Origin of the sequence: Psychrobacter sp. NG27 (genome assembly GCF_016106655.1) — a bacterium.
In the GTDB taxonomy this organism is placed as follows: Bacteria; Pseudomonadota; Gammaproteobacteria; order Pseudomonadales; family Moraxellaceae; genus Psychrobacter.
The window spans coordinates 178159-196322 of sequence record NZ_JADGIN010000002.1 but is presented as its reverse complement, the minus strand read 5'-3'; the positions used below and the strand labels follow the sequence as shown (position 1 = coordinate 196322).

Sequence of the window (18164 nt, the reverse complement as noted above, 5' to 3'; positions counted from 1 at the left end):
TGGCGTGATTATACCAAAATTTGCTCGCGTCCATATCTGAATTATATCGTCTGCCTATTTATATATCAGATATCCTTACATATGACCAACGCATTACTTGTACAGTTTTACTGTCATATCACCTGCCAATTATATATCAATTGTCATATCGTATTTAAAAGTCTATTAAATAAACAAAAACACCACCCAATAAAATAGGTGGTGTTTTTGTTTTGCAATTATCTAGAGCGATTAACCGGCTTGGTCAATCAACATATTACGTAAATGACCAATTGCTTTGGTTGGATTCAGGCCTTTTGGACAAACTGATACACAGTTCATGATACCGCGGCAACGGAACAGGCTAAATGGATCGTCCAAACGAGCCAAACGTGCTTGAGTATCACCATCACGGCTATCAGCAACAAAGCGATAAGCATGCAACAATGCTGATGGACCTAAGAACTTATCAGGGTTCCACCAGAATGATGGGCAACTGGTTGAACAGCAAGCACATAGGATACATTCGTACAAACCATTCAGTTTTTCACGCTGCTCAGGCGATTGTAGACGCTCTGTTGGCGGTGCTGGCTGATCATTGATTAAGTACGGATGCACTTTTTCATATTGCTCGTAGAATTGGTTCATATCGACGACCAAATCACGAACAACTGGCAGACCAGGCAACGGACGTACCGTTACTTTTTCTGGCAAGGTGTTCATGTTGATTAGACATGCTAGACCATTTTTGCCATTGATGTTCATGCCATCAGAGCCACAGATACCTTCACGGCAAGAGCGACGGAAGGTCAGTGTTTCATCTTCCTTTTTTAGGCGTAATAACACGTCAAGCAACATACGATCTGAGTCTAACAACTCAACCGTATACGTTTGCATGCGTGGCGCTGCGTCCAGATCAGGATCGTAGCGATAGATTTCGATGGTGCGAGTACCTCGGCTCATAATGCTAAACTCCACACGTAGGTGATGGCGGGCATACAAAGATTGCAACAGGATAACGCTAACTATTAATCGATACTGATAAAAAATATCAAATACCGATTAATAGTGTGTTAGCGCTGGCAAGTGCATGTAGCTGGCGGTCACCTTTTTAATAAATTAATAAAGGATAAAACATTAACTCTGCTGCTGTATATCAGGCGCAACATCTAAGATTAATAGACGCGAACTTTTGGCTCGATATAATCAACCGTCAATGGAACTTTGCGAACTGGCTTATAAATAATGCGGTTGCCTTCAGAATACCATAAGGTATGCTTCATCCAATCGTGGTCATTACGGCCGTTTGGTGCATAGTCATCATCTTCTGGACGATCATAGTCAGAGACACTGTGGGCGCCGCGACTTTCATGACGCATCGCTGCTGAGATCATCGTCGCTTTGGCCACTTCATACAAGTTGGCAACTTCGAAAGCTTCGATACGCGCAGTGTTAAAGACTTGTGATTTATCAGCCAAATGAATCTGGTCGATTTTGTCACCTAGCGCTAGAATTTTCTCAACGCCTTCGTCCATCATTGCTTGGGTACGGAATACGCTAGCATGCATCTGCATAGCTGCACGAATCTCATCAGCTACGTCTTGAGCATTGTAACCTTCAGTAGACTGTTGCAACTTGTCCAAACGACGCATAGTGTAATCAAGCACACGAGGATCAAGTGGCTTGTAGTTATGGTCAGCGTGATGGAATTCATCAACGATATGCTTACCAGCAGCACGACCAAATACCAATAGATCAAGTAGTGAGTTCGTACCTAGACGGTTGGCACCATGGACACTTACACAAGCACATTCGCCGATAGCGTAAAGACCTTTAACGACATTGCCCTTCGTGTATAGACCTTCTTCATCCGTACCCGCTTCTAGATCAGGCGTGATTACTTGACCATGAATCGTGGTTGGAATACCACCCATCATATAGTGAATGGTTGGGATAACTGGAATCGGCTCTTTAGTGATATCTACGTTGGCAAAGTTTTTGCCAATCTCGAATACTGATGGCAGACGCTTCATGATGGTTTCAACACCCAAATGCGTCATATCCATAACGATATGGTCAGCATTAGGACCACAACCACGGCCTTCTTTGATTTCTTGGTCCATAGAGCGTGATACTAGATCACGTGGTGCCAAGTCTTTTACGGTTGGCGCATAACGCTCCATGAATGCTTCGCCATCTTTATTACGTAAGATAGCGCCTTCACCGCGGCAACCCTCGGTCAATAGTACGCCTGCACCATGAACGCCCGTCGGGTGGAACTGCCAGAATTCCATATCTTGTAATGGAATACCTGCACGAACCGCCATGCCAATACCGTCACCAGTATTGATATAAGCATTGGTGGAAGCCGCAAAGATACGGCCTGCGCCACCTGTCGCTAGAACAGTAATCGGTGACTGGAATACAGCAATAGTACCGGTTTCTTGCTCAAGTGCGATGACGCCGTTGATATTACCAGCTTCATCTTTAATCAAATCAAGCGCAATCCACTCGATGAAAAACTCAGTACCTTGCTCAAGGTTTTTCTGATATAGCGTATGTAGCAGTGCATGACCTGTACGGTCAGCAGCAGCACAAGCACGTTGAACGGCTTTTTCGCCATAGTTAGACGTATGACCACCAAACGGACGCTGATAAATCGTGCCATCTTCGTTACGGTCAAACGGCATGCCCATGTGCTCAAGCTCATAGACGACTTTTGGCGCTTCACGGCACATATATTCGATAGCGTCTTGATCACCTAACCAATCGGACCCTTTAACGGTGTCATAAAAGTGAAAATGCCAGTTATCGTTACTCATGTTACCCAAACTTGCACCGATACCACCCTGCGCCGCAACTGTGTGCGAACGCGTTGGGAATACTTTGGTAAGGACTGCAACCTTCATACCTGCTTCAGCCAAATGTAGTGAAGCACGCATACCTGAGCCGCCACCACCAACGATGACTGCATCGTAGTTGAGGGTCTTAATATTACTAATGGTATTATCTTGTCTAGTTGCCATTACGGTTTTCCTAATGCCTGTTAATGCTTAGAATTAAATAAAAAAGCTGTATTAATCGTCATCTCATTGCAGGGCCAAATGTCATATTTATTCGGCCATTGAACGTAATTATTTAAGACGGTGACGCAAACAACCTTTAACCACTTAATTTGCATATCTATCGTTATATTGGGCTAATTTCGTTTACTTTCAATTTGACTCAGCTATCTTTAAATGACTGCTTAAGTCAGAAACTGCCCAATGCTATGACTATTATCGGCTATAACGGACGGCTTTGGAGTCATTCAGCAGCCAATAGTGCTGCTAAGTGCATCCGTTATTATTTATAGATAGTAAAGGTATAAATTATTGGTTAAACGGCAACAACACTGAAGCCACTACCCCAAAAAATCATGATACCCCAAAATAGAAATACTAAAATAGCGATAATCATCAATGACTGTAGCACTAAACGTAAACCTGCTGCGCTTGAGCCTAATTTGCCAGTAGTAATGTAATCAGTAAACACTGTCCACATGCCAACCCAAGCATGGCCAGCTAGTGCAAGTACTGCCACTAAGCTAAACAAACGCATTGGTAGGCTGGTCATGAATGATGACCATTCAACGAAAGTGACATTGCCATGGGTCAAAAAGAAGCCTAGCAATACCACACTATAAACGGCTAAAACGACAGCACTAATACGCTGAATAATCCAATCACGTGAGCCTGAACCTGTCAGACCAGTCGCGCTTTTGATTCCTGAATCATTTTTTATCATTAGAACATCACCCATACAAATGACGCGACAACTAAAATCGCTGCAATCACAAAACTGACCATAGAGGCAGTGCGGCCAGATTTCAGCTCTTCATTCATGCCCATATCAGCAAATAAATGTTTGATACCCATCACAAAATGATATGCGATGGCTGCAACAAATATCCATGCCAAAAAGCGCACAAGTACATTGTCAAATACAGTTGCAAAACTCTCAGGCGATGCCAGTGAGTTCTGTAGTATCCACAGCATGACAGGAATCAATAAAAATAAAATAATGCCAGAGATACGATGCAAGATAGAGGCGATCGCGATCGGTGAGCGATTAACGCTAATCACTTGGCTTAGAGGCAGATCAATAGGTCGGTTGCTTTTCACAGCGGGCATCCTTTTGCGGTTATACTCCTGTATCTGCTATCAATGCTAGACATAAATAGTGTCAATTAAGCATCGAGCAACACACGAGACGAATAAAGTAAGGAAGAGCTAGCTGACTTCGTTTAGTTTGCGCTAAATATGAAGAAAGGATCATGTATATAAAGGTATGGATAGACGGCTCAATATCGCTTGTCGAACTGACAGGCCTATCAAACAACCTATCTATTATACAACAAAGAGAATAAACATGAGTAAGATCGACTAACCAGTCTATTTTTATAGGTCGTATGAAGAACAAGACAGCGTTACTATGTCTTCTATATCAGAGCAGACCTTATGCTGAGCAATCAAAACACTGTGCCAAACAAATAGAAAAGATTGGTTAAGAACAAAATTCAAACCATAGAATGCGGTTTGGCCTATCGTAATACCAGACAATCGTAAATAAGCATGAATAGAATACGCTCTGAGCGACACTATAGCATGATCATTTGTTCATTCGCGCAAAGCTAGTGCTAGTTAATGGCTACAATTATAAAATGACTGAGCGATAATTACAAACTTATCCATCTAGTAAGAATATATACATACTGGATCGATAAATTCGTGAAAAAAGACAATGCTAATTTCCAATAGCAATTATTATCAAAAACCGTCACTTGCTTGCTAGGTATACTCTGCCAGTTTTTGCTGTGATTGTTTGTGAGATTTGTCTCTGAATTATATTGAAAAACCGAAAATATTAGACTCGTAATGCTGCTGTAGACTTTCTCATGAAGAGATGTATTTTAAGTAAAATAACCTGACAGACATATTTTGATACAAAGTTTACAGCCGATACGCACTATTAGCGCACGTCTATTGGTGGTCTAGCGAGTAAAAGTCTTTTCAAAACTTAAGTAATAACTGCTAATATAGCCTGCATATTAAATGGGTCACATTCATTTTGGCCATTTGACTATTTATGACGCGAGGGTGTGCGTCACTATTATTTTTGTTCTAACAAGTTAAAACAATGGAGATTAAATTATGGCTGACAATCAAGCCACATTGACCGTAGATGGTAAGGACTACCAACTTCCTATTACTGAAGGTACTTTAGGACCGTCAGTAATCGAAGTTGCTGCTTTCCAACAAGCTGGCTACTGGACCTATGATCCAGGTTTCATGGCAACCGCTCCTGTCGAATCAAAAATCACCTTCATTGATGGTGGTAAAGGCGAGCTATTGCATCGCGGCTACCCTATTGACGAGTTAGCAAACAATGCTGAATACCTAGAAGTCGCTTATGCGCTGATTCATGGTGATCTGCCTAACAGCGATCAAAAAGCTGTTTTCTTTGAAAAAATCCGCGAGCATACTGCTGTTCATGATCAATTGCGTAAGTTCTTTGAAGGCTTCCGCCGTGACGCGCATCCGATGGCTATTATGGTTGGTGTCGTTGGTGCTTTATCAGCGTTCTATCATGAAGACCTAGACGTGAGCAATGAAGAACATCGCGAAATCACAGCTATTCGTCTGATTGCTAAGATGCCTACGCTTGCTGCGATGAGTTACAAATACTCTCAGGGCGAACCGTTCATGTATCCGCGTAATGACTTTAACTACGCAGAAAACTTCTTATACATGATGTTTGCAACGCCTGCTGATGTGGATTATCAGAAAAACGATGTCATCACTCGCGCAATGGACAAAATCTTTACTTTGCACGCTGACCATGAGCAAAACGCTTCTACCTCAACGGTACGTTTAGCAGGCTCTACAGGTGCTAACCCTTATGCATGTATCGCTGCTGGTATCGCTGCACTTTGGGGACCATCACATGGCGGCGCGAATGAAGCTGTTCTTGAGATGCTAGATGAAATCGGTACGGTTGAAAATGTGCCTGAATTCATGGAAAAAGTGAAAAGCCGTGAAGTGAAGCTAATGGGCTTTGGTCACCGTGTCTACAAAAACTTCGATCCACGTGCTCAAGTAATGAAAGAGACTTGTGATGAAGTACTAGAAGCACTCGGTATCAATGATCCTAAGCTTGAGCTAGCGATGGCGCTTGAAAAAATTGCTTTAGAAGACCCGTTCTTCATCGAGCGTAATCTGTATCCAAACGTTGATTTTTACTCTGGTATCATCTTGAAAGCCATTGGTATCCCAACGTCAATGTTTACCGTAATCTTCGCATTGGCTCGTACTTCTGGTTGGATCAGCCATTGGTTAGAGATGCACAGTGCACCATTCAAAATTGGTCGCCCACGTCAGTTATATACTGGTGAAACGCGCCGTGATTTTGTAAAGGTCGAAGATCGCAAGTAAGCTAAATAGTATTTGAGCAATAAAAAATCCCGCCATCGTGCGGGATTTTTTATTGCTTTATTTTTAGATAAAAGTATTAGCTCTATTTAATACGATTACGGGTTCGAGCGTGCTCAATATCTTTAGTTATTGAAACTCTTTTAAAGTCTGCTCGTACTTGGCAATCTGTTCATCATATCCTTCGATGGTGTCATTAAATTTGGTCATCAATGTCTCAAACTCTGTTTGTTGGTCGAGCTTCATTTGTTGCATATCGATGACTTGCTGAGCTTCTATTTGTTCCCATACCTGATGCTGAATGATCAAACGTGCCAGCGCTGGGCTCTTTGCACTGACCCGTCCAGCAATCTCTGCGTGTTCAAATAACTGCGGCACCAAAGTTGCTATATCGATTAGCGTGTCAGAATCTTCTGCACTGAGCGGTGTGGTCACAGGCTGATACAGTGCATCCATCGTTTGTTGATAGCGTTCTATGATTTGATCTTCGGTCAACATGACAGGTTTACGCGGCTCAAGACTGATACGCTTTAATACAGTCAAATCACGTTCACCCACCTCAGTACTTGTATTGATATCGGCATCTACGTCTACGTCTGTTTTGCTATCTACAGTGGTAGGTAGTACTGGGCTAGTCGCAGTTGTACCTTGTCCAGTGCTGGTTTTCGGATTATCCGCGCCACTAGTATCTATTGTAGAAGCTGCTGGAGACGCAAGCTCACCCGTTGTTGTCTCATTGACGTTACTACTGGTGCCCGTATCATTATCTAAGAGCAAGGCTTCGCTGTCTGAGGCATCAGCAGCTTCCAACGATTCATACTCTGCCTGCAAACGACGTTGCAATCCCAATGCTTGGGTAACATATATCGGCTGAAACTGTTTTATACGTGCTTTAGCCGAATCACTTTGCGGCATCGTTTGACTGTCTTCTTCACTTGTTTTTTCACTGGGCTGACTGTTATCTGTCGCAGGCTGTGTCTCTGATTGCTGTTGGCAACCCGTTAAAAACAACGTGCCTGCCAACGCACTGGCCAGTAAGGCTGACTTATAATAGGTGTCACTATTTGGTGTCACTGACAAAAGTCTAAACATGAGCGTACACATCCTTTGATAAAGCAAAGCAATTAAGGGTTAAATGATAACCGTCGTTCGTTATTAACGTGTTTCTGAGCATATGATTGAATGATCAGTGACAGAGACGGTCAATTACTGACTATCCTTATCATTGACGACGGCGGATATTGTCAGTTATCAAAAATGGAATGCAATCTTCTAAATCTTGGCAGTTTTGGCCGCGCTGATGACGTACAAAATAATCTTGAACCATACGTGCTTGCTGCTCAATACCATACTTAAAAAACGACTTTCCAGTCTCTAGTACATAATGGTAGCGCCTATCCATCATCGCACCGCGCACGACTTTCAAGCCTTGTTGCAACTGCCACACATGCGTAAGCTCATGTATGAGCCAACTTTGCTTACTTAATGAAGCCTCGCTAAAATCTGCAATCCAATCGGCTGGATTAAAATAAATATTACCATTTGGGCTTACGGCATAGTTTTTTAGTACCCACCAAGCAGTCTTTAGTTGCACTTCACCCAGTCTGATACTGTCACCAAAGACCGATTGCGCCAGTACAATTTCGCCAGCTGTCAAGAGACGTGATTGTTGCTTATACGCAGCACGACGTAGGTAACGATTGAAAAAGCCTTTACGAGTCGTTTCAGTCATCTTCAATGTTATCCCTTATGTTTGACAGGTTATTTCTAGTAGCCATACTTAACGAACAGTACTTAGCGAGCAGTGCCTATCAGTACGTTAAAACTATTAATAGTAGAGCCGTTAATATAGGTCAATAATGAAAACTAAAGTGCTCAGGACATAAGCTATACGCTTAGTTAGCTTTCATTAACATATTTTTGCGTTAGCCTAGGGCGTGTATGTATTCCCTATAAGTACCTACAACAAATACCACCCTTATAAACTAGCCTATTTTCGCTATTAATGTCTAATACTCATTGCTATTATAAAATTGCTGCGAGAATCATGCCAGAAAATAAGGGTTCCAAATCAATGAGAGTAATTTGAGTAGCATAGTACATTGCTATATAGGTTTTACTATCAAAACCGTCGAATGATGCCCATTGTAGCCAACAGATAGATTTTTAATTTTCCAATAGAGAGTCTTATGTCACCTAATTTCCATGCGGACACCCCACTTGCTCAGCGCATGCGCCCTACTTCTCTTACCGATATCATAGGTCAAGAGCATCTTTTGGCAGCTGGCGCACCTTTGCGACGTTTGGTCGATCAAGGACATTTGCCATCAATTATCTTGCATGGTGAGGCAGGTATCGGTAAAACGACTATTGCTATGCTGCTAGCAGATGCCGTTGGTCGACCCTTTCATGCGCTCTCCGCGTTGAATACCGGGGTTAAACAGTTACGCGAAGTATTAGATAATAAAGACTCATTAGCATTTGAATCGCCTGTGGTGTTCATCGACGAGATTCACCGATTTAATAAGGCACAGCAGGATGCACTACTGGGCGCGGTAGAGTCTGGCGATATCACCCTAATCGGTGCCACGACTGAAAACCCTTCATTTAGTGTCAACAATGCCCTGCTATCACGTTGCCAAGTGTATCGCCTAGAGCCGTTGACACCAGAGCAAATCAGCGCAGTATTGCAGCGAGCACTGTCGGAAGACAACGTGCTAAAAGAACTGACTGTCGATTTGCAAGCAAAAGACACTATCAGCCAACTGGCACATGGTGATGCTAGAAAATCGTTGAACTTATTAGAGCTTGCCATTCAAACGGCTGATGCCAATCAATCACCGATTATCGTCGATGACGCATTGGTCGGTCGGGTAGCACAGACTGCACTGATCCGCTACGATAAAAACGGTGAGCAGCATTACGATATCGTATCAGCAATGATTAAATCCGTCCGTGGATCTGACCCTGATGCTGCACTATATTGGATGGCGCGGATGCTGGTGGGCGGCGAACCTGCTGACTTCATTGCGCGACGCTTGGTCATTTTGGCAAGTGAAGATATCGGTAATGCCAACCCTAATGCCCTACTGTTGGCTGATGCCGCATTGCGCAGCGTGCAGTCCATTGGCATGCCTGAGGCACGTCTAATTTTAGGGCAAGTGGTGGTTTATCTGGCGACCAGTGCCAAAAGCAATAGCACCTATAAAGCGATCAATGCTGCGATGGCGTTGGCAGAAAAAGATGCCTCGCCTGTGCCACTACATCTACGCAATGGCGTGACCAAGCTGATGCGACATCAAGGCTATGGTCAGGACTATGTCTATCCTCACGATTATCCCAACCATTATTATCCGCAGTCTTATTTACCAGAAAACTTAATCGGCACACGCTTTTATGAGTTTGCAGACAATCAACGAGAGCAACATAGCAAACAATTTATGGATTGGCTAAGAACTCAAGCAGCAAGTAATGAATAACCATGTATAACACGGTTCGGTTCATTGTCTAATGTACACTTTAATGCATAAATGGTAGCGGTCATTGATAATACTTATGACGATTTTTGACATACTGAACGATATAGTGGGAAGATGACACAGCACGTTGCGATGAAAAGCGTTAAAATGACCTCATAATGAACCATACAAGCAATTAAGTGCGTCACTTTTTATTGAACGACATTGCTGATAGCGCGCTTTGCTTGACCGTAATAGCGCTTTGCTTGACCGTAACAGCGCTTTGTATTATCTACTGCTCTAATAGACAGATAATGCTCTATATTCCAAATCACACCTATCTATCAATAATAAGACATTGAGATTTACTATGAGTTTAAATACGATCCCTGAGATTATCGAAGACATTCGTGCTGGTAAAATGGTCGTCTTGATGGATGATGAAGACCGCGAAAACGAAGGTGATATCATCATGGCAGCGACCCATGTGCGCCCTGAAGACATTAACTTTATGATTACCCATGCTCGCGGCTTAGTCTGTCTAACCATCTCACAAGCGCGTGCGCATCAGCTGTCTTTACCGCTGATGTCTGAACGCAACGAAGCAAAATTCAGCACCAACTTTACCGTATCAATTGAAGCCGCTGAAGGCGTTACGACTGGTATTTCTGCTGCCGATCGCGCTCGTACCATTCAAGCAGCCGTTTCTGCTACTGCTAAAGCTGAAGATATTGTACAGCCTGGCCATATCTTTCCTATCATCGCGCAAGATGGTGGCGTATTGCATCGCGCTGGCCACACAGAAGCAGGTTGTGACTTATCACGCTTAGCCGGTCTTGAGCCAGCATCTGTACTGGTCGAAATCATCAATGCTGATGGTACGATGGCACGCCGTGATGATCTAGAAATATTTGCTAAAGAGCATGATCTAAAAATAGGTACGATTGCTGATCTTATCAACTATCGTATTGCCAATGAGCAAACAGTAGAAGAAGTAGAATCACATCCATTTGAGACTGAACATGGTACGTTCACCTTGCATCGCTTCCGTGAGTTTGGTGCTGATGAGACCCATTTAGCATTAGTCAAAGGTGATGTTAGCGAAGGTATCAGTACGGTACGTGTTCATGGCTTCCATCCATTACGTGATTTGTTTGCGGCTAAAAATGATATGACTGGCCGTAGTGGCTGGAGCGTACAAGCCGCATTAAAAGAAATTAGCGCCTCAGATCGCGGTGTATTGGTTTGGATTGGTAGTAACCAACCCGTTGATTTAGGGGATGCGTTAGATAAAGCTGCAGACAATGAATCGCAATCAACGCTCACTCAACAGCCGTATCGTAGCGTTGGTGTTGGCGCACAAATATTACGTCACTTAGGTGTCCGTGATATGCGCCTATTGTCATCACCGATGAAGTTTTTTGCTCTTTCAGGCTTTGATCTAAACGTGGTTGATTTTGTTCAAGCACCGCAGCAAGACTAAAACCTGTTTGTGTTATTGAGTCGAAGAATTAAGCCTAAAAAAGGCACGCTAGCGTAATGTTAGCGTGCCTTTTTATTTTAACTGCTGAGGTTATCAGCAGTTTAGCAGTTCACTGACTATATAGTCAGTCCAATATGAAAAAGATACAGCGGGACTGGGATGAATTTTTTACAGCCTCTGTCGGCATAGGCACAGCAAGCCAGAAAAATTTATACCAGTTTCGCGTTATTAGATACTGTATCCGTTTCATTTAGTATCGGCTCTAGACAGTGATTGGTATAGATAGACCTTACGCTAAAGCTCAGGTACGTGACCAAACTCTGCCTCTAATGCCAATAGTTTTTCGCGCTCCTCAGTCGTCCACGGCAATTTATTTACCCCATCACTATCAAGACGCACCACAACTGCTGATGCTGTGGCGACAACTATATTCTGCGCGGTACTGTAGTAACTATACTCCATTACCATACTGGTATTACCCAAACGCTGGCAGCGAACCCCTAATAGTAGGGTATCAGGATACGTTACTGGGCGTAAATACTGGCAACTCGACTGCGCCAATACGGTCACCATACTGCCATCAAACATGTCTAGCGCATGTAAATAACCAATGCGTGCTGACTCTGAGTAACGATAATAAACCACGTTATTCAAGTGATTAAAGGCATCCATTTCACCCCAGTGAATAGGCTGATGATGAATCACTGCATAGTGTGCCAGTGCTTCAGGACGAGGATAATACTCTGGTGCAGACACCAAACCTGATTGCTTATCAAAACTGCTCATAACTTACCTTATTGCTTGTATTGTCTGTGTCTCAATTTTTGAGAATTCGCCTAAATTTGGGGTTTTTCCAAAATTTGCGTGGTCAGTAACGGCGTGGGTTTGGGTGCATTAGCGATCAGCTGATCAAGCCAAGCGATCACTTCTGACACATCGCTAGGTGATGTCATCGTCTCTACGTTATTCTGTTCACTGACTGGTTTTTTATTGGACTGTACGATGCCGATTGCACTGTCTTGTACAGATTTTCCATGGTCACTGGTGGGTACTTTGGGTACCAAGGTTTTGAGCTGTTTGCGGGCTTGGGTCAAATACCCAATCAGCTGATCTTGCTTACGCATATTGCTCGATTGACTGGCTAAATTTAATGTCATGATGACTTCATGAATCGTCAGCTGTCTGCGTGTCAGTGTCGAGTCATTGCTAATAGACGTCTTGTTTGTGACACGATTGGTCTTGTCCTTAGTCACTGTATCTACTAGCTCACGTCGCTGGATATCGGCACTCTCATAGCTGCCAAGGCGCTCGTGACTGTGTAAAAAATCTTGGATGTTTTGAATCGCAAGATTTTGTATCTGCCAAGGGCTCGGTTGCGAGCTTTGTGCCTGCAAGCGTTCAATATCTTTCATAAGGCTTTGCTTAATCACAATGGTCAACGCTGGCGCAATCTCATTGCTCTTTTGTGTAAGCTGCCAATGCAAACCTCGTAACAGCTCTATGGCTGCACCATCATCGCTGTCTGCCAACAATCTATCAGCTGCTTTTATCTGAAGGCGCAATAGATCGAGCTGATTCTGTGCTTGGCTACTAGCTTTGACGCTAGGTGTTGGCAAGGTCTGCTGGCTCACAGCAAACAAACGATCGTCCATCTCATTTAAACGACTGACCACTTGTTCGTTGCTTTGCAAGCGCTCATTTATACTATGTTGAAAGCGCTGCTGACTGATATACAGCCATAATAATGCAGCGATAAGCAATAGAATAACGAACCACTGCATGCGCAATAACAGAATATTTGCTTGACGGCGCTGTTGAACCGTAGAAGGATCTTTAGGTAAAGATTCAGAATTCATTGACATAGGGCAGTACCGTTATGGATAGGTATAAACGTGTTTAGAGCAAATAATAAATTTGAGATATTATGTTTGAGAAGTAATGGCACAAAGAATCGTATCTGGTGCCAAATCTTCTACGCGCCAGTGATGTAAGTGCTGAGCGGCGACTATATTGGCCAAACGCTCACCCAGTACCACATAAGAGAAATCTGATAATGTGAGCTGGGTACTATGCTGCGTATGAGTTACTGTATGACTGTCCATTGCTAGAGACGTAGCTGGTGCAGGTTTGATAGCCTGTGTTTGTGCTTCTTTGACAGTAGTTGTCCAGTGCTCAAAGGCTACTCCACTGCTCACAATCACAATTGGCTTTGGTCGCTGTGGGGCTGCGACACTTGATACTGCATCACCTGCCAAAAATTGCTGTTGCCACTGCTGATAGTGAATTTCCGCATCGCTAGGCATGCTGCGCTCATACCATGCAATACTATCGATATGAACACCTCGCGCCTCTAAGGTATCGACCAATAGTCGTCGCCCACCCAACCCGCGCCATATCAGCAGCTTATCCCCTGCTTGCAAATCCTCAATTTCGGGCATGGCCAGCATACTTTCATTATTGGCTACTGTAGGCTGTAATATCTGGTAGCTTGCCGTGTCTATATCTGATATGTCTGACTGGCTGAGTACAGCAGCAGTTGCTGACCCAACCGCAATGAGAGGGCTTGGCGGCGGCAAAATCTGATAGTTTGTCTCTACTCGCTTATCATTATTAGCCTGAACGTGATTTTTAAGGGACTGCCAAACCGCCAATCCTGCAGCGGCAGCCGTCGGACTGATAATGACCAATGCTTTGTACTCACCTGCCAGCCATTGTCGCATCATTGCCATGTCACTATCAGTCGTAGGACGGGACTGTAGCGCCAGCATCGGTATCTCAACCACTGTCATCCCCGCCGCTTGTAGATACTCAGTCAGTGCTGCTGCACGCGCCAACGGTCTTGTATTGATGACAATTTTTGGCACTGATGAAGGCGTGTCAGTGGATGCGTCACTATGAATCGAGGTCGTATGAGTTGACATTGATGACATAAAAGTACCACAGTGCAATGATGAATAACTGACGATTAATAACACTAAATAGGCTCAATCGCAGACTAACCTAGTCTATGGCTAATCTATCAATTGAGTATCCTATAGTCACTCCACTATATAAGTATTACTTCGTTAACCTCGCTTGAAGTATTTAATATACATCTACATTCGGTTGCCTTGTACTACTTTTAAATTGAATCGACTATATAACCAATGCATTATTCAGGATGATAAATCGCTGATAAAATAGCGCCCGCACCCTCAGCAAGTAGCATTTCTGCAACATCAATACCCAGCTGATTGGCCTGTATTTCCTGCTCATCTTGAGTACCAACCAAGGTGACTCTTTTATCTGATTTTAGCAGTTGACTACCATCCGCTTGCCCGACTCGGCCACGCAGCCACAACACATTGCCTTGGTCATTATTGCCACTTTCACCATTATCATCGTTATTAGCGCTCGTCTCTTCTGCTATTTGTAAAACGGCATAAGCGGCAATCGGTACTTGACAGCCACCCTCTAAATGACGGTTCAGGGCACGTTCAGCGATGAGGCGGATACGGGCCTTGGCATCATTCAGCGGGGCAAGTAATCTTAATACCTCGTCATCACCTTCACGGCATTCGATTGCTAGTGCACCCTGTCCAACGGCAGGCAAGCAGGCATCGATATCGAGCTCACCGCGAATTCGTTCATCAAGCTCAATACGTTGCAGCCCACTGGTCGCTAAAATAATGGCGTCATATTCACCAGCATCTAGTTTACCCAACCGTGTACCCACATTGCCGCGTAGGGTCTTGATTTGTAGGTCAGGTCGATAGGCTTTGATCTGACATTGACGACGCAAACTTGAGGTGCCAACAACGGCTCCCTGTGGCAGCTCATCGATACTATTATAAGTGTTTGAGACAAAAGCATCTGTTGGGGAAGCGCGTTTGCAGTAGACGCCTAGCATCAAACCTTCAGGCAGCTGCATCGGTACGTCTTTCAACGAATGGACTGCAATATCTGCTTGGTTCTCATATAAGGCTTGCTCGAGCTCTTTCACGAACAATCCTTTACCACCGATTTTGGCTAAAGGTGTATCCAAAATCTTGTCACCCTTAGTGACAATTTTTAGCAGGTTAATGGTCAAATCAGGATATAACGCCAATAAACGATCGCGAATATGCTCAGCTTGCCATAGCGCCAAAGGACTCTGACGTGTCGCGATGTTTAGAGTAGTCAAAGCAGATGATTTTGGATTGCTCATAAAAGGCCTCAATAAGTTCAATACGATCGTCAGTGCTAATCATATCCGCGGCAATCATGTCATTACCAAGTGATACTGTCAGTCAGTATCAAGCAATAGGTATGTTTGTCATAAATAGCACGCGATATGGATCAGTGATAGTCAATACTGACGCAAAAAAATCCCCCTATTTAAGCATAAATAAGGGTTCGATGATATGGGATGATTATGTCGCTCTTACCACAGCAGTATAAACTCACAACAATAGGGTCGGCCGTATCACACTCATCTAGTCTACGATGCATCGTATGAGTACGGTATGGCTATTGGTTTCCTGGCTGTTCTTATTTTGCGAATGTTTAAGTTACATGCTTTGAATTTTATCACGCAATGCAGGCAAGTGACGACGGCTAACGGCTAATGTCTCATCAATGCCTTTAAAACGTATCTGGTACTGTCCTGCATCTAGCGTCTCTAAAAAATCCAAAAAACTCAAATTGATAATGGCATTGCGATGCACTCGAAACAGGCGATCATCGAACTCTAGCTCAAGCTCTTTTAGCGTCTCATCAATTAATACAATACCATCTTTATGACGCACTTTGACGTACTTTTGGTCTGCTGCAAAATAGTAGATGTCTTTTAGCTTAATCAATTCTACACCGCGATGGGTGCGAGCAGCAATATGTTCACGTATTGGCCTAGCAGTGGGATCTTCGAGTTTACGGATCTCATTTAACTGTGCGGCATTCAAGTTTTTGGCTTTATTCAGTGCCTCTAATAGCTCATCTTTATTTGCAGGTTTTAATAAATAGCCAATAGCATTGGCTTTTAATGCAGCTATTGCATAATGATCATAAGCTGTGACAAATATGATTGCTGGTGGATGGTCAAGCTTTGCAAGCTCTTGAGCACAGCGTACACCGTCCATCTCAGGCATGCGAATATCTAATAATATGATATCTGGTTGCTGAGTCTTGACGGCGACGATGGCCTCTGACCCTGTGGTCGCTTGAGCAACAACGTCATGTCCTGACTCTTGTACGATTCTGACCAAACGCTCTCGCGCTAATGGCTCATCATCACAAACTACGATACGCATGTAAACTCCTATCCAAGGACGTACTTAATTTTTTGCTAAATAGTATGACCATAGTATTCATAGTCATTATCAATCACTTAGTATAAAAAATCTCAATTATTTTCTATCAATTTTTTAATAGTATTTTGACGAGATACGTCAGTTTTGTAGCGGTCAATATACGCGCGATACTTGTACGTTTACCACGGTGCAATTGTGTTGTATCGTATGTTGACGCTACTTACTGTTAATCGATATTTAACAAATAATAAGCAGTGCTATTTTCGAACGTTTAAGACTTTAATATATTTAAGATTCTGCAATAAGCGTGCCATATAAATATTTACAGCCAGAACGCTTAAGGGAATCATTTAAAAATATAGCGTTATAGACCGACGTCTTGGAGGGGATAATCAATAACCGTCACGATTTGAGTGCTGGCCACTGTGCTATGAATATCGGCACTTTGGCCAAAATAGGCACGCAGACGATCCGCTTGAATATAAAAATTCATGTGCTGACGTAAATCGTGATTGATGATGAGTGTTTTTTTGGGAAGGGCGACATTGATTGTGATTGTGACTCGGTGCTGATGCCAAGTGACTTGAATGTCGATATAAATCGTTTCAGTGGTCATCTCCACCACGTTGAGCAGTATTTTTTCTAGTACGCTTTGTAGCGTCAGTGCTGTGATGACCATATCATACATCACGTCCTCATCAGGTAGCTGCCAACTGACTTTGAGCTTATCGGCTAGCCGGCTAGACTCGATGGCCAAATAGTGCTCACACAAATTGATCTCTTCTTCAAAGCTGATTTCACGCGCGCCACTAAAACTGGCACGAAAAAGCGCAGAGACGTGTTGCAATAAGGCCGCCGCTCTTGCCGGATTAGATTCGATCAAAGAGATCAGGGTATTAATAGTATTGAAAAAGAAATGCGGGGCAGTACGAGTTTTGATCAAGTCGTTCTGAGCGGTTAGCTTATATTCAAATGACAATTTTAGCGCATTGAGCTCACGGTGACTGCGCAAAAAATACAACAAAAATACCAGCGTGAAACCACCTGTGAGTACCGTATTAAATAATAAGTTTAGCGCAAACAGTTGAAAGTTGTATTCTATCCAGCCTACATTGATCATGATCAACTCTACTAAGGTATTAGCAATAATAGAGGCTGTCATGAGTAGTAAAACGATACGTATGCTGACACTAGGAATACTGCCTTGCTTAAAGATAGGCCGCAAATAATCAACCAAGTATAACGATGGCATAATGATTAGGGTGTTTTGTACCCAGCTACGCGTGAATTGCATAATAAATGCAGACCACGTGGCCAGACCGTGACGCTCAATCACTGTTAAGCATATAGACCAGAAAAAGATATACGTCAGCCACTGCCAAGGTCTCATAACCTCCATGAGTTTGGGAATAAAAAACTCTAAGCGCGTGGCTAGTAAGGCCACCTCATCATTTGCTATACTCGAGTTCTTATTCTGCTGACTTGTCTTGTACCGATATGAACGCCA

Annotated in this window: 15 protein-coding genes; 3 read left to right on the top strand and 12 right to left on the bottom strand. The window is 43.3% G+C overall.

Going from position 1 to position 18164, the window contains the following annotated elements; translation table 11 throughout:
• Positions 1–231 precede the first annotated feature (231 nt).
• The 4 genes from IP485_RS04265 to sdhC all read right to left on the bottom strand — a co-directional run bounded on the left by IP485_RS04265 (position 232) and on the right by sdhC (position 4151).
• Positions 232–942 (bottom strand): succinate dehydrogenase iron-sulfur subunit, encoded by a 711-nt coding sequence (locus IP485_RS04265; protein ID WP_194196177.1) that lies wholly within the window; start codon positions 940–942, stop codon positions 232–234.
• A 212-nt stretch (positions 943–1154) separates the two neighbouring features.
• The gene (gene sdhA, locus IP485_RS04260; protein ID WP_194196178.1) at positions 1155–3005 is read right to left on the bottom strand and encodes a succinate dehydrogenase flavoprotein subunit; all 1851 of its coding nucleotides are present in this window, start codon (positions 3003–3005) and stop codon (positions 1155–1157) included.
• A 352-nt stretch (positions 3006–3357) separates the two neighbouring features.
• Positions 3358–3762 (bottom strand): succinate dehydrogenase, hydrophobic membrane anchor protein, encoded by a 405-nt coding sequence (gene sdhD, locus IP485_RS04255; protein ID WP_320159119.1) that lies wholly within the window; start codon positions 3760–3762, stop codon positions 3358–3360.
• 2 nt (positions 3763–3764) lie between these two features.
• Positions 3765–4151, bottom strand: coding sequence for a succinate dehydrogenase, cytochrome b556 subunit (sdhC, locus tag IP485_RS04250; RefSeq protein ID WP_082624524.1), 387 nt, complete (start codon positions 4149–4151; stop codon positions 3765–3767).
• A gap of 1020 nt (positions 4152–5171) precedes the next feature.
• Here sdhC and gltA point away from each other — a divergent pair.
• Complete coding sequence (gene gltA, locus IP485_RS04245; RefSeq protein ID WP_197174815.1) at positions 5172–6452, top strand: citrate synthase; 1281 nt, start codon at positions 5172–5174, stop codon at positions 6450–6452.
• A 126-nt stretch (positions 6453–6578) separates the two neighbouring features.
• Here gltA and IP485_RS04240 read toward each other — a convergent pair whose 3' ends face one another.
• Complete coding sequence (locus IP485_RS04240; protein ID WP_198326175.1) at positions 6579–7541, bottom strand: hypothetical protein; 963 nt, start codon at positions 7539–7541, stop codon at positions 6579–6581.
• Positions 7542–7671: 130 nt separating this feature from the next.
• On the bottom strand, positions 7672–8181 hold the full coding sequence (locus tag IP485_RS04235) for a type IV secretion protein Rhs (RefSeq protein WP_198326174.1): 510 nt from the start codon (positions 8179–8181) through the stop codon (positions 7672–7674).
• A 457-nt stretch (positions 8182–8638) separates the two neighbouring features.
• Here IP485_RS04235 and IP485_RS04230 point away from each other — a divergent pair, with 457 nt between their 5' ends.
• Together IP485_RS04230 and ribBA are read left to right on the top strand one after the other, a co-directional pair.
• Entirely contained in the window at positions 8639–9928 is a 1290-nt protein-coding gene (locus IP485_RS04230) for a replication-associated recombination protein A (protein WP_198326173.1), read from the top strand.
• Between the two features lie 349 nt (positions 9929–10277).
• Positions 10278–11390: a bifunctional 3,4-dihydroxy-2-butanone-4-phosphate synthase/GTP cyclohydrolase II gene (gene ribBA / locus IP485_RS04225; protein WP_198326172.1), complete on the top strand. Its 1113-nt coding sequence runs from the start codon at positions 10278–10280 to the stop codon at positions 11388–11390.
• A 294-nt stretch (positions 11391–11684) separates the two neighbouring features.
• Here ribBA and IP485_RS04220 read toward each other — a convergent pair whose 3' ends face one another.
• The 6 genes from IP485_RS04220 to IP485_RS04195 form a co-directional block, all read right to left on the bottom strand.
• Complete coding sequence (locus tag IP485_RS04220; protein WP_198326171.1) at positions 11685–12176, bottom strand: acyl-CoA thioesterase; 492 nt, start codon at positions 12174–12176, stop codon at positions 11685–11687.
• A 50-nt stretch (positions 12177–12226) separates the two neighbouring features.
• Complete coding sequence (locus tag IP485_RS04215) at positions 12227–13252, bottom strand: hypothetical protein (RefSeq protein WP_198326170.1); 1026 nt, start codon at positions 13250–13252, stop codon at positions 12227–12229.
• A 60-nt stretch (positions 13253–13312) separates the two neighbouring features.
• Positions 13313–14320, bottom strand: a complete 1008-nt coding sequence (locus tag IP485_RS04210) for a uroporphyrinogen-III synthase (RefSeq protein ID WP_198326169.1) — start codon at positions 14318–14320, stop codon at positions 13313–13315.
• Positions 14321–14541: 221 nt separating this feature from the next.
• Entirely contained in the window at positions 14542–15576 is a 1035-nt protein-coding gene (hemC, locus tag IP485_RS04205; RefSeq protein ID WP_198326167.1) for a hydroxymethylbilane synthase, read from the bottom strand.
• Positions 15577–15919: 343 nt separating this feature from the next.
• The gene (locus IP485_RS04200) at positions 15920–16657 is read right to left on the bottom strand and encodes a LytR/AlgR family response regulator transcription factor (RefSeq protein WP_194363412.1); all 738 of its coding nucleotides are present in this window, start codon (positions 16655–16657) and stop codon (positions 15920–15922) included.
• Between the two features lie 364 nt (positions 16658–17021).
• Positions 17022–18047 carry a histidine kinase gene (locus IP485_RS04195; protein WP_227686411.1) on the bottom strand — a complete coding sequence of 342 codons (1026 nt, stop codon included), beginning with the start codon at positions 18045–18047 and terminating at the stop codon, positions 17022–17024.
• Positions 18048–18164 lie beyond the last annotated feature (117 nt).

Excerpts from the sequence above, each read along its gene's own strand:
- IP485_RS04265 (WP_194196177.1), bottom strand. The coding sequence starts at position 942 with ATGAGCCGAGGTACTCGCACCATCGAAATCTATCGCTACGATCCTGAT.
- sdhA (WP_194196178.1), bottom strand. The coding sequence starts at position 3,005 with ATGGCAACTAGACAAGATAATACCATTAGTAATATTAAGACCCTCAAC.
- sdhC (WP_082624524.1), bottom strand. The coding sequence starts at position 4,151 with ATGCCCGCTGTGAAAAGCAACCGACCTATTGATCTGCCTCTAAGCCAA.
- gltA (WP_197174815.1), top strand. The coding sequence starts at position 5,172 with ATGGCTGACAATCAAGCCACATTGACCGTAGATGGTAAGGACTACCAA.
- IP485_RS04240 (WP_198326175.1), bottom strand. The coding sequence starts at position 7,541 with ATGTTTAGACTTTTGTCAGTGACACCAAATAGTGACACCTATTATAAG.
- IP485_RS04235 (WP_198326174.1), bottom strand. The coding sequence starts at position 8,181 with ATGACTGAAACGACTCGTAAAGGCTTTTTCAATCGTTACCTACGTCGT.
- IP485_RS04230 (WP_198326173.1), top strand. The coding sequence starts at position 8,639 with ATGTCACCTAATTTCCATGCGGACACCCCACTTGCTCAGCGCATGCGC.
- ribBA (WP_198326172.1), top strand. The coding sequence starts at position 10,278 with ATGAGTTTAAATACGATCCCTGAGATTATCGAAGACATTCGTGCTGGT.
- IP485_RS04220 (WP_198326171.1), bottom strand. The coding sequence starts at position 12,176 with ATGAGCAGTTTTGATAAGCAATCAGGTTTGGTGTCTGCACCAGAGTAT.
- IP485_RS04215 (WP_198326170.1), bottom strand. The coding sequence starts at position 13,252 with ATGTCAATGAATTCTGAATCTTTACCTAAAGATCCTTCTACGGTTCAA.
- IP485_RS04210 (WP_198326169.1), bottom strand. The coding sequence starts at position 14,320 with ATGTCATCAATGTCAACTCATACGACCTCGATTCATAGTGACGCATCC.
- hemC (WP_198326167.1), bottom strand. The coding sequence starts at position 15,576 with ATGAGCAATCCAAAATCATCTGCTTTGACTACTCTAAACATCGCGACA.
- IP485_RS04200 (WP_194363412.1), bottom strand. The coding sequence starts at position 16,657 with ATGCGTATCGTAGTTTGTGATGATGAGCCATTAGCGCGAGAGCGTTTG.
- IP485_RS04195 (WP_227686411.1), bottom strand. The coding sequence starts at position 18,047 with ATGAGACCTTGGCAGTGGCTGACGTATATCTTTTTCTGGTCTATATGC.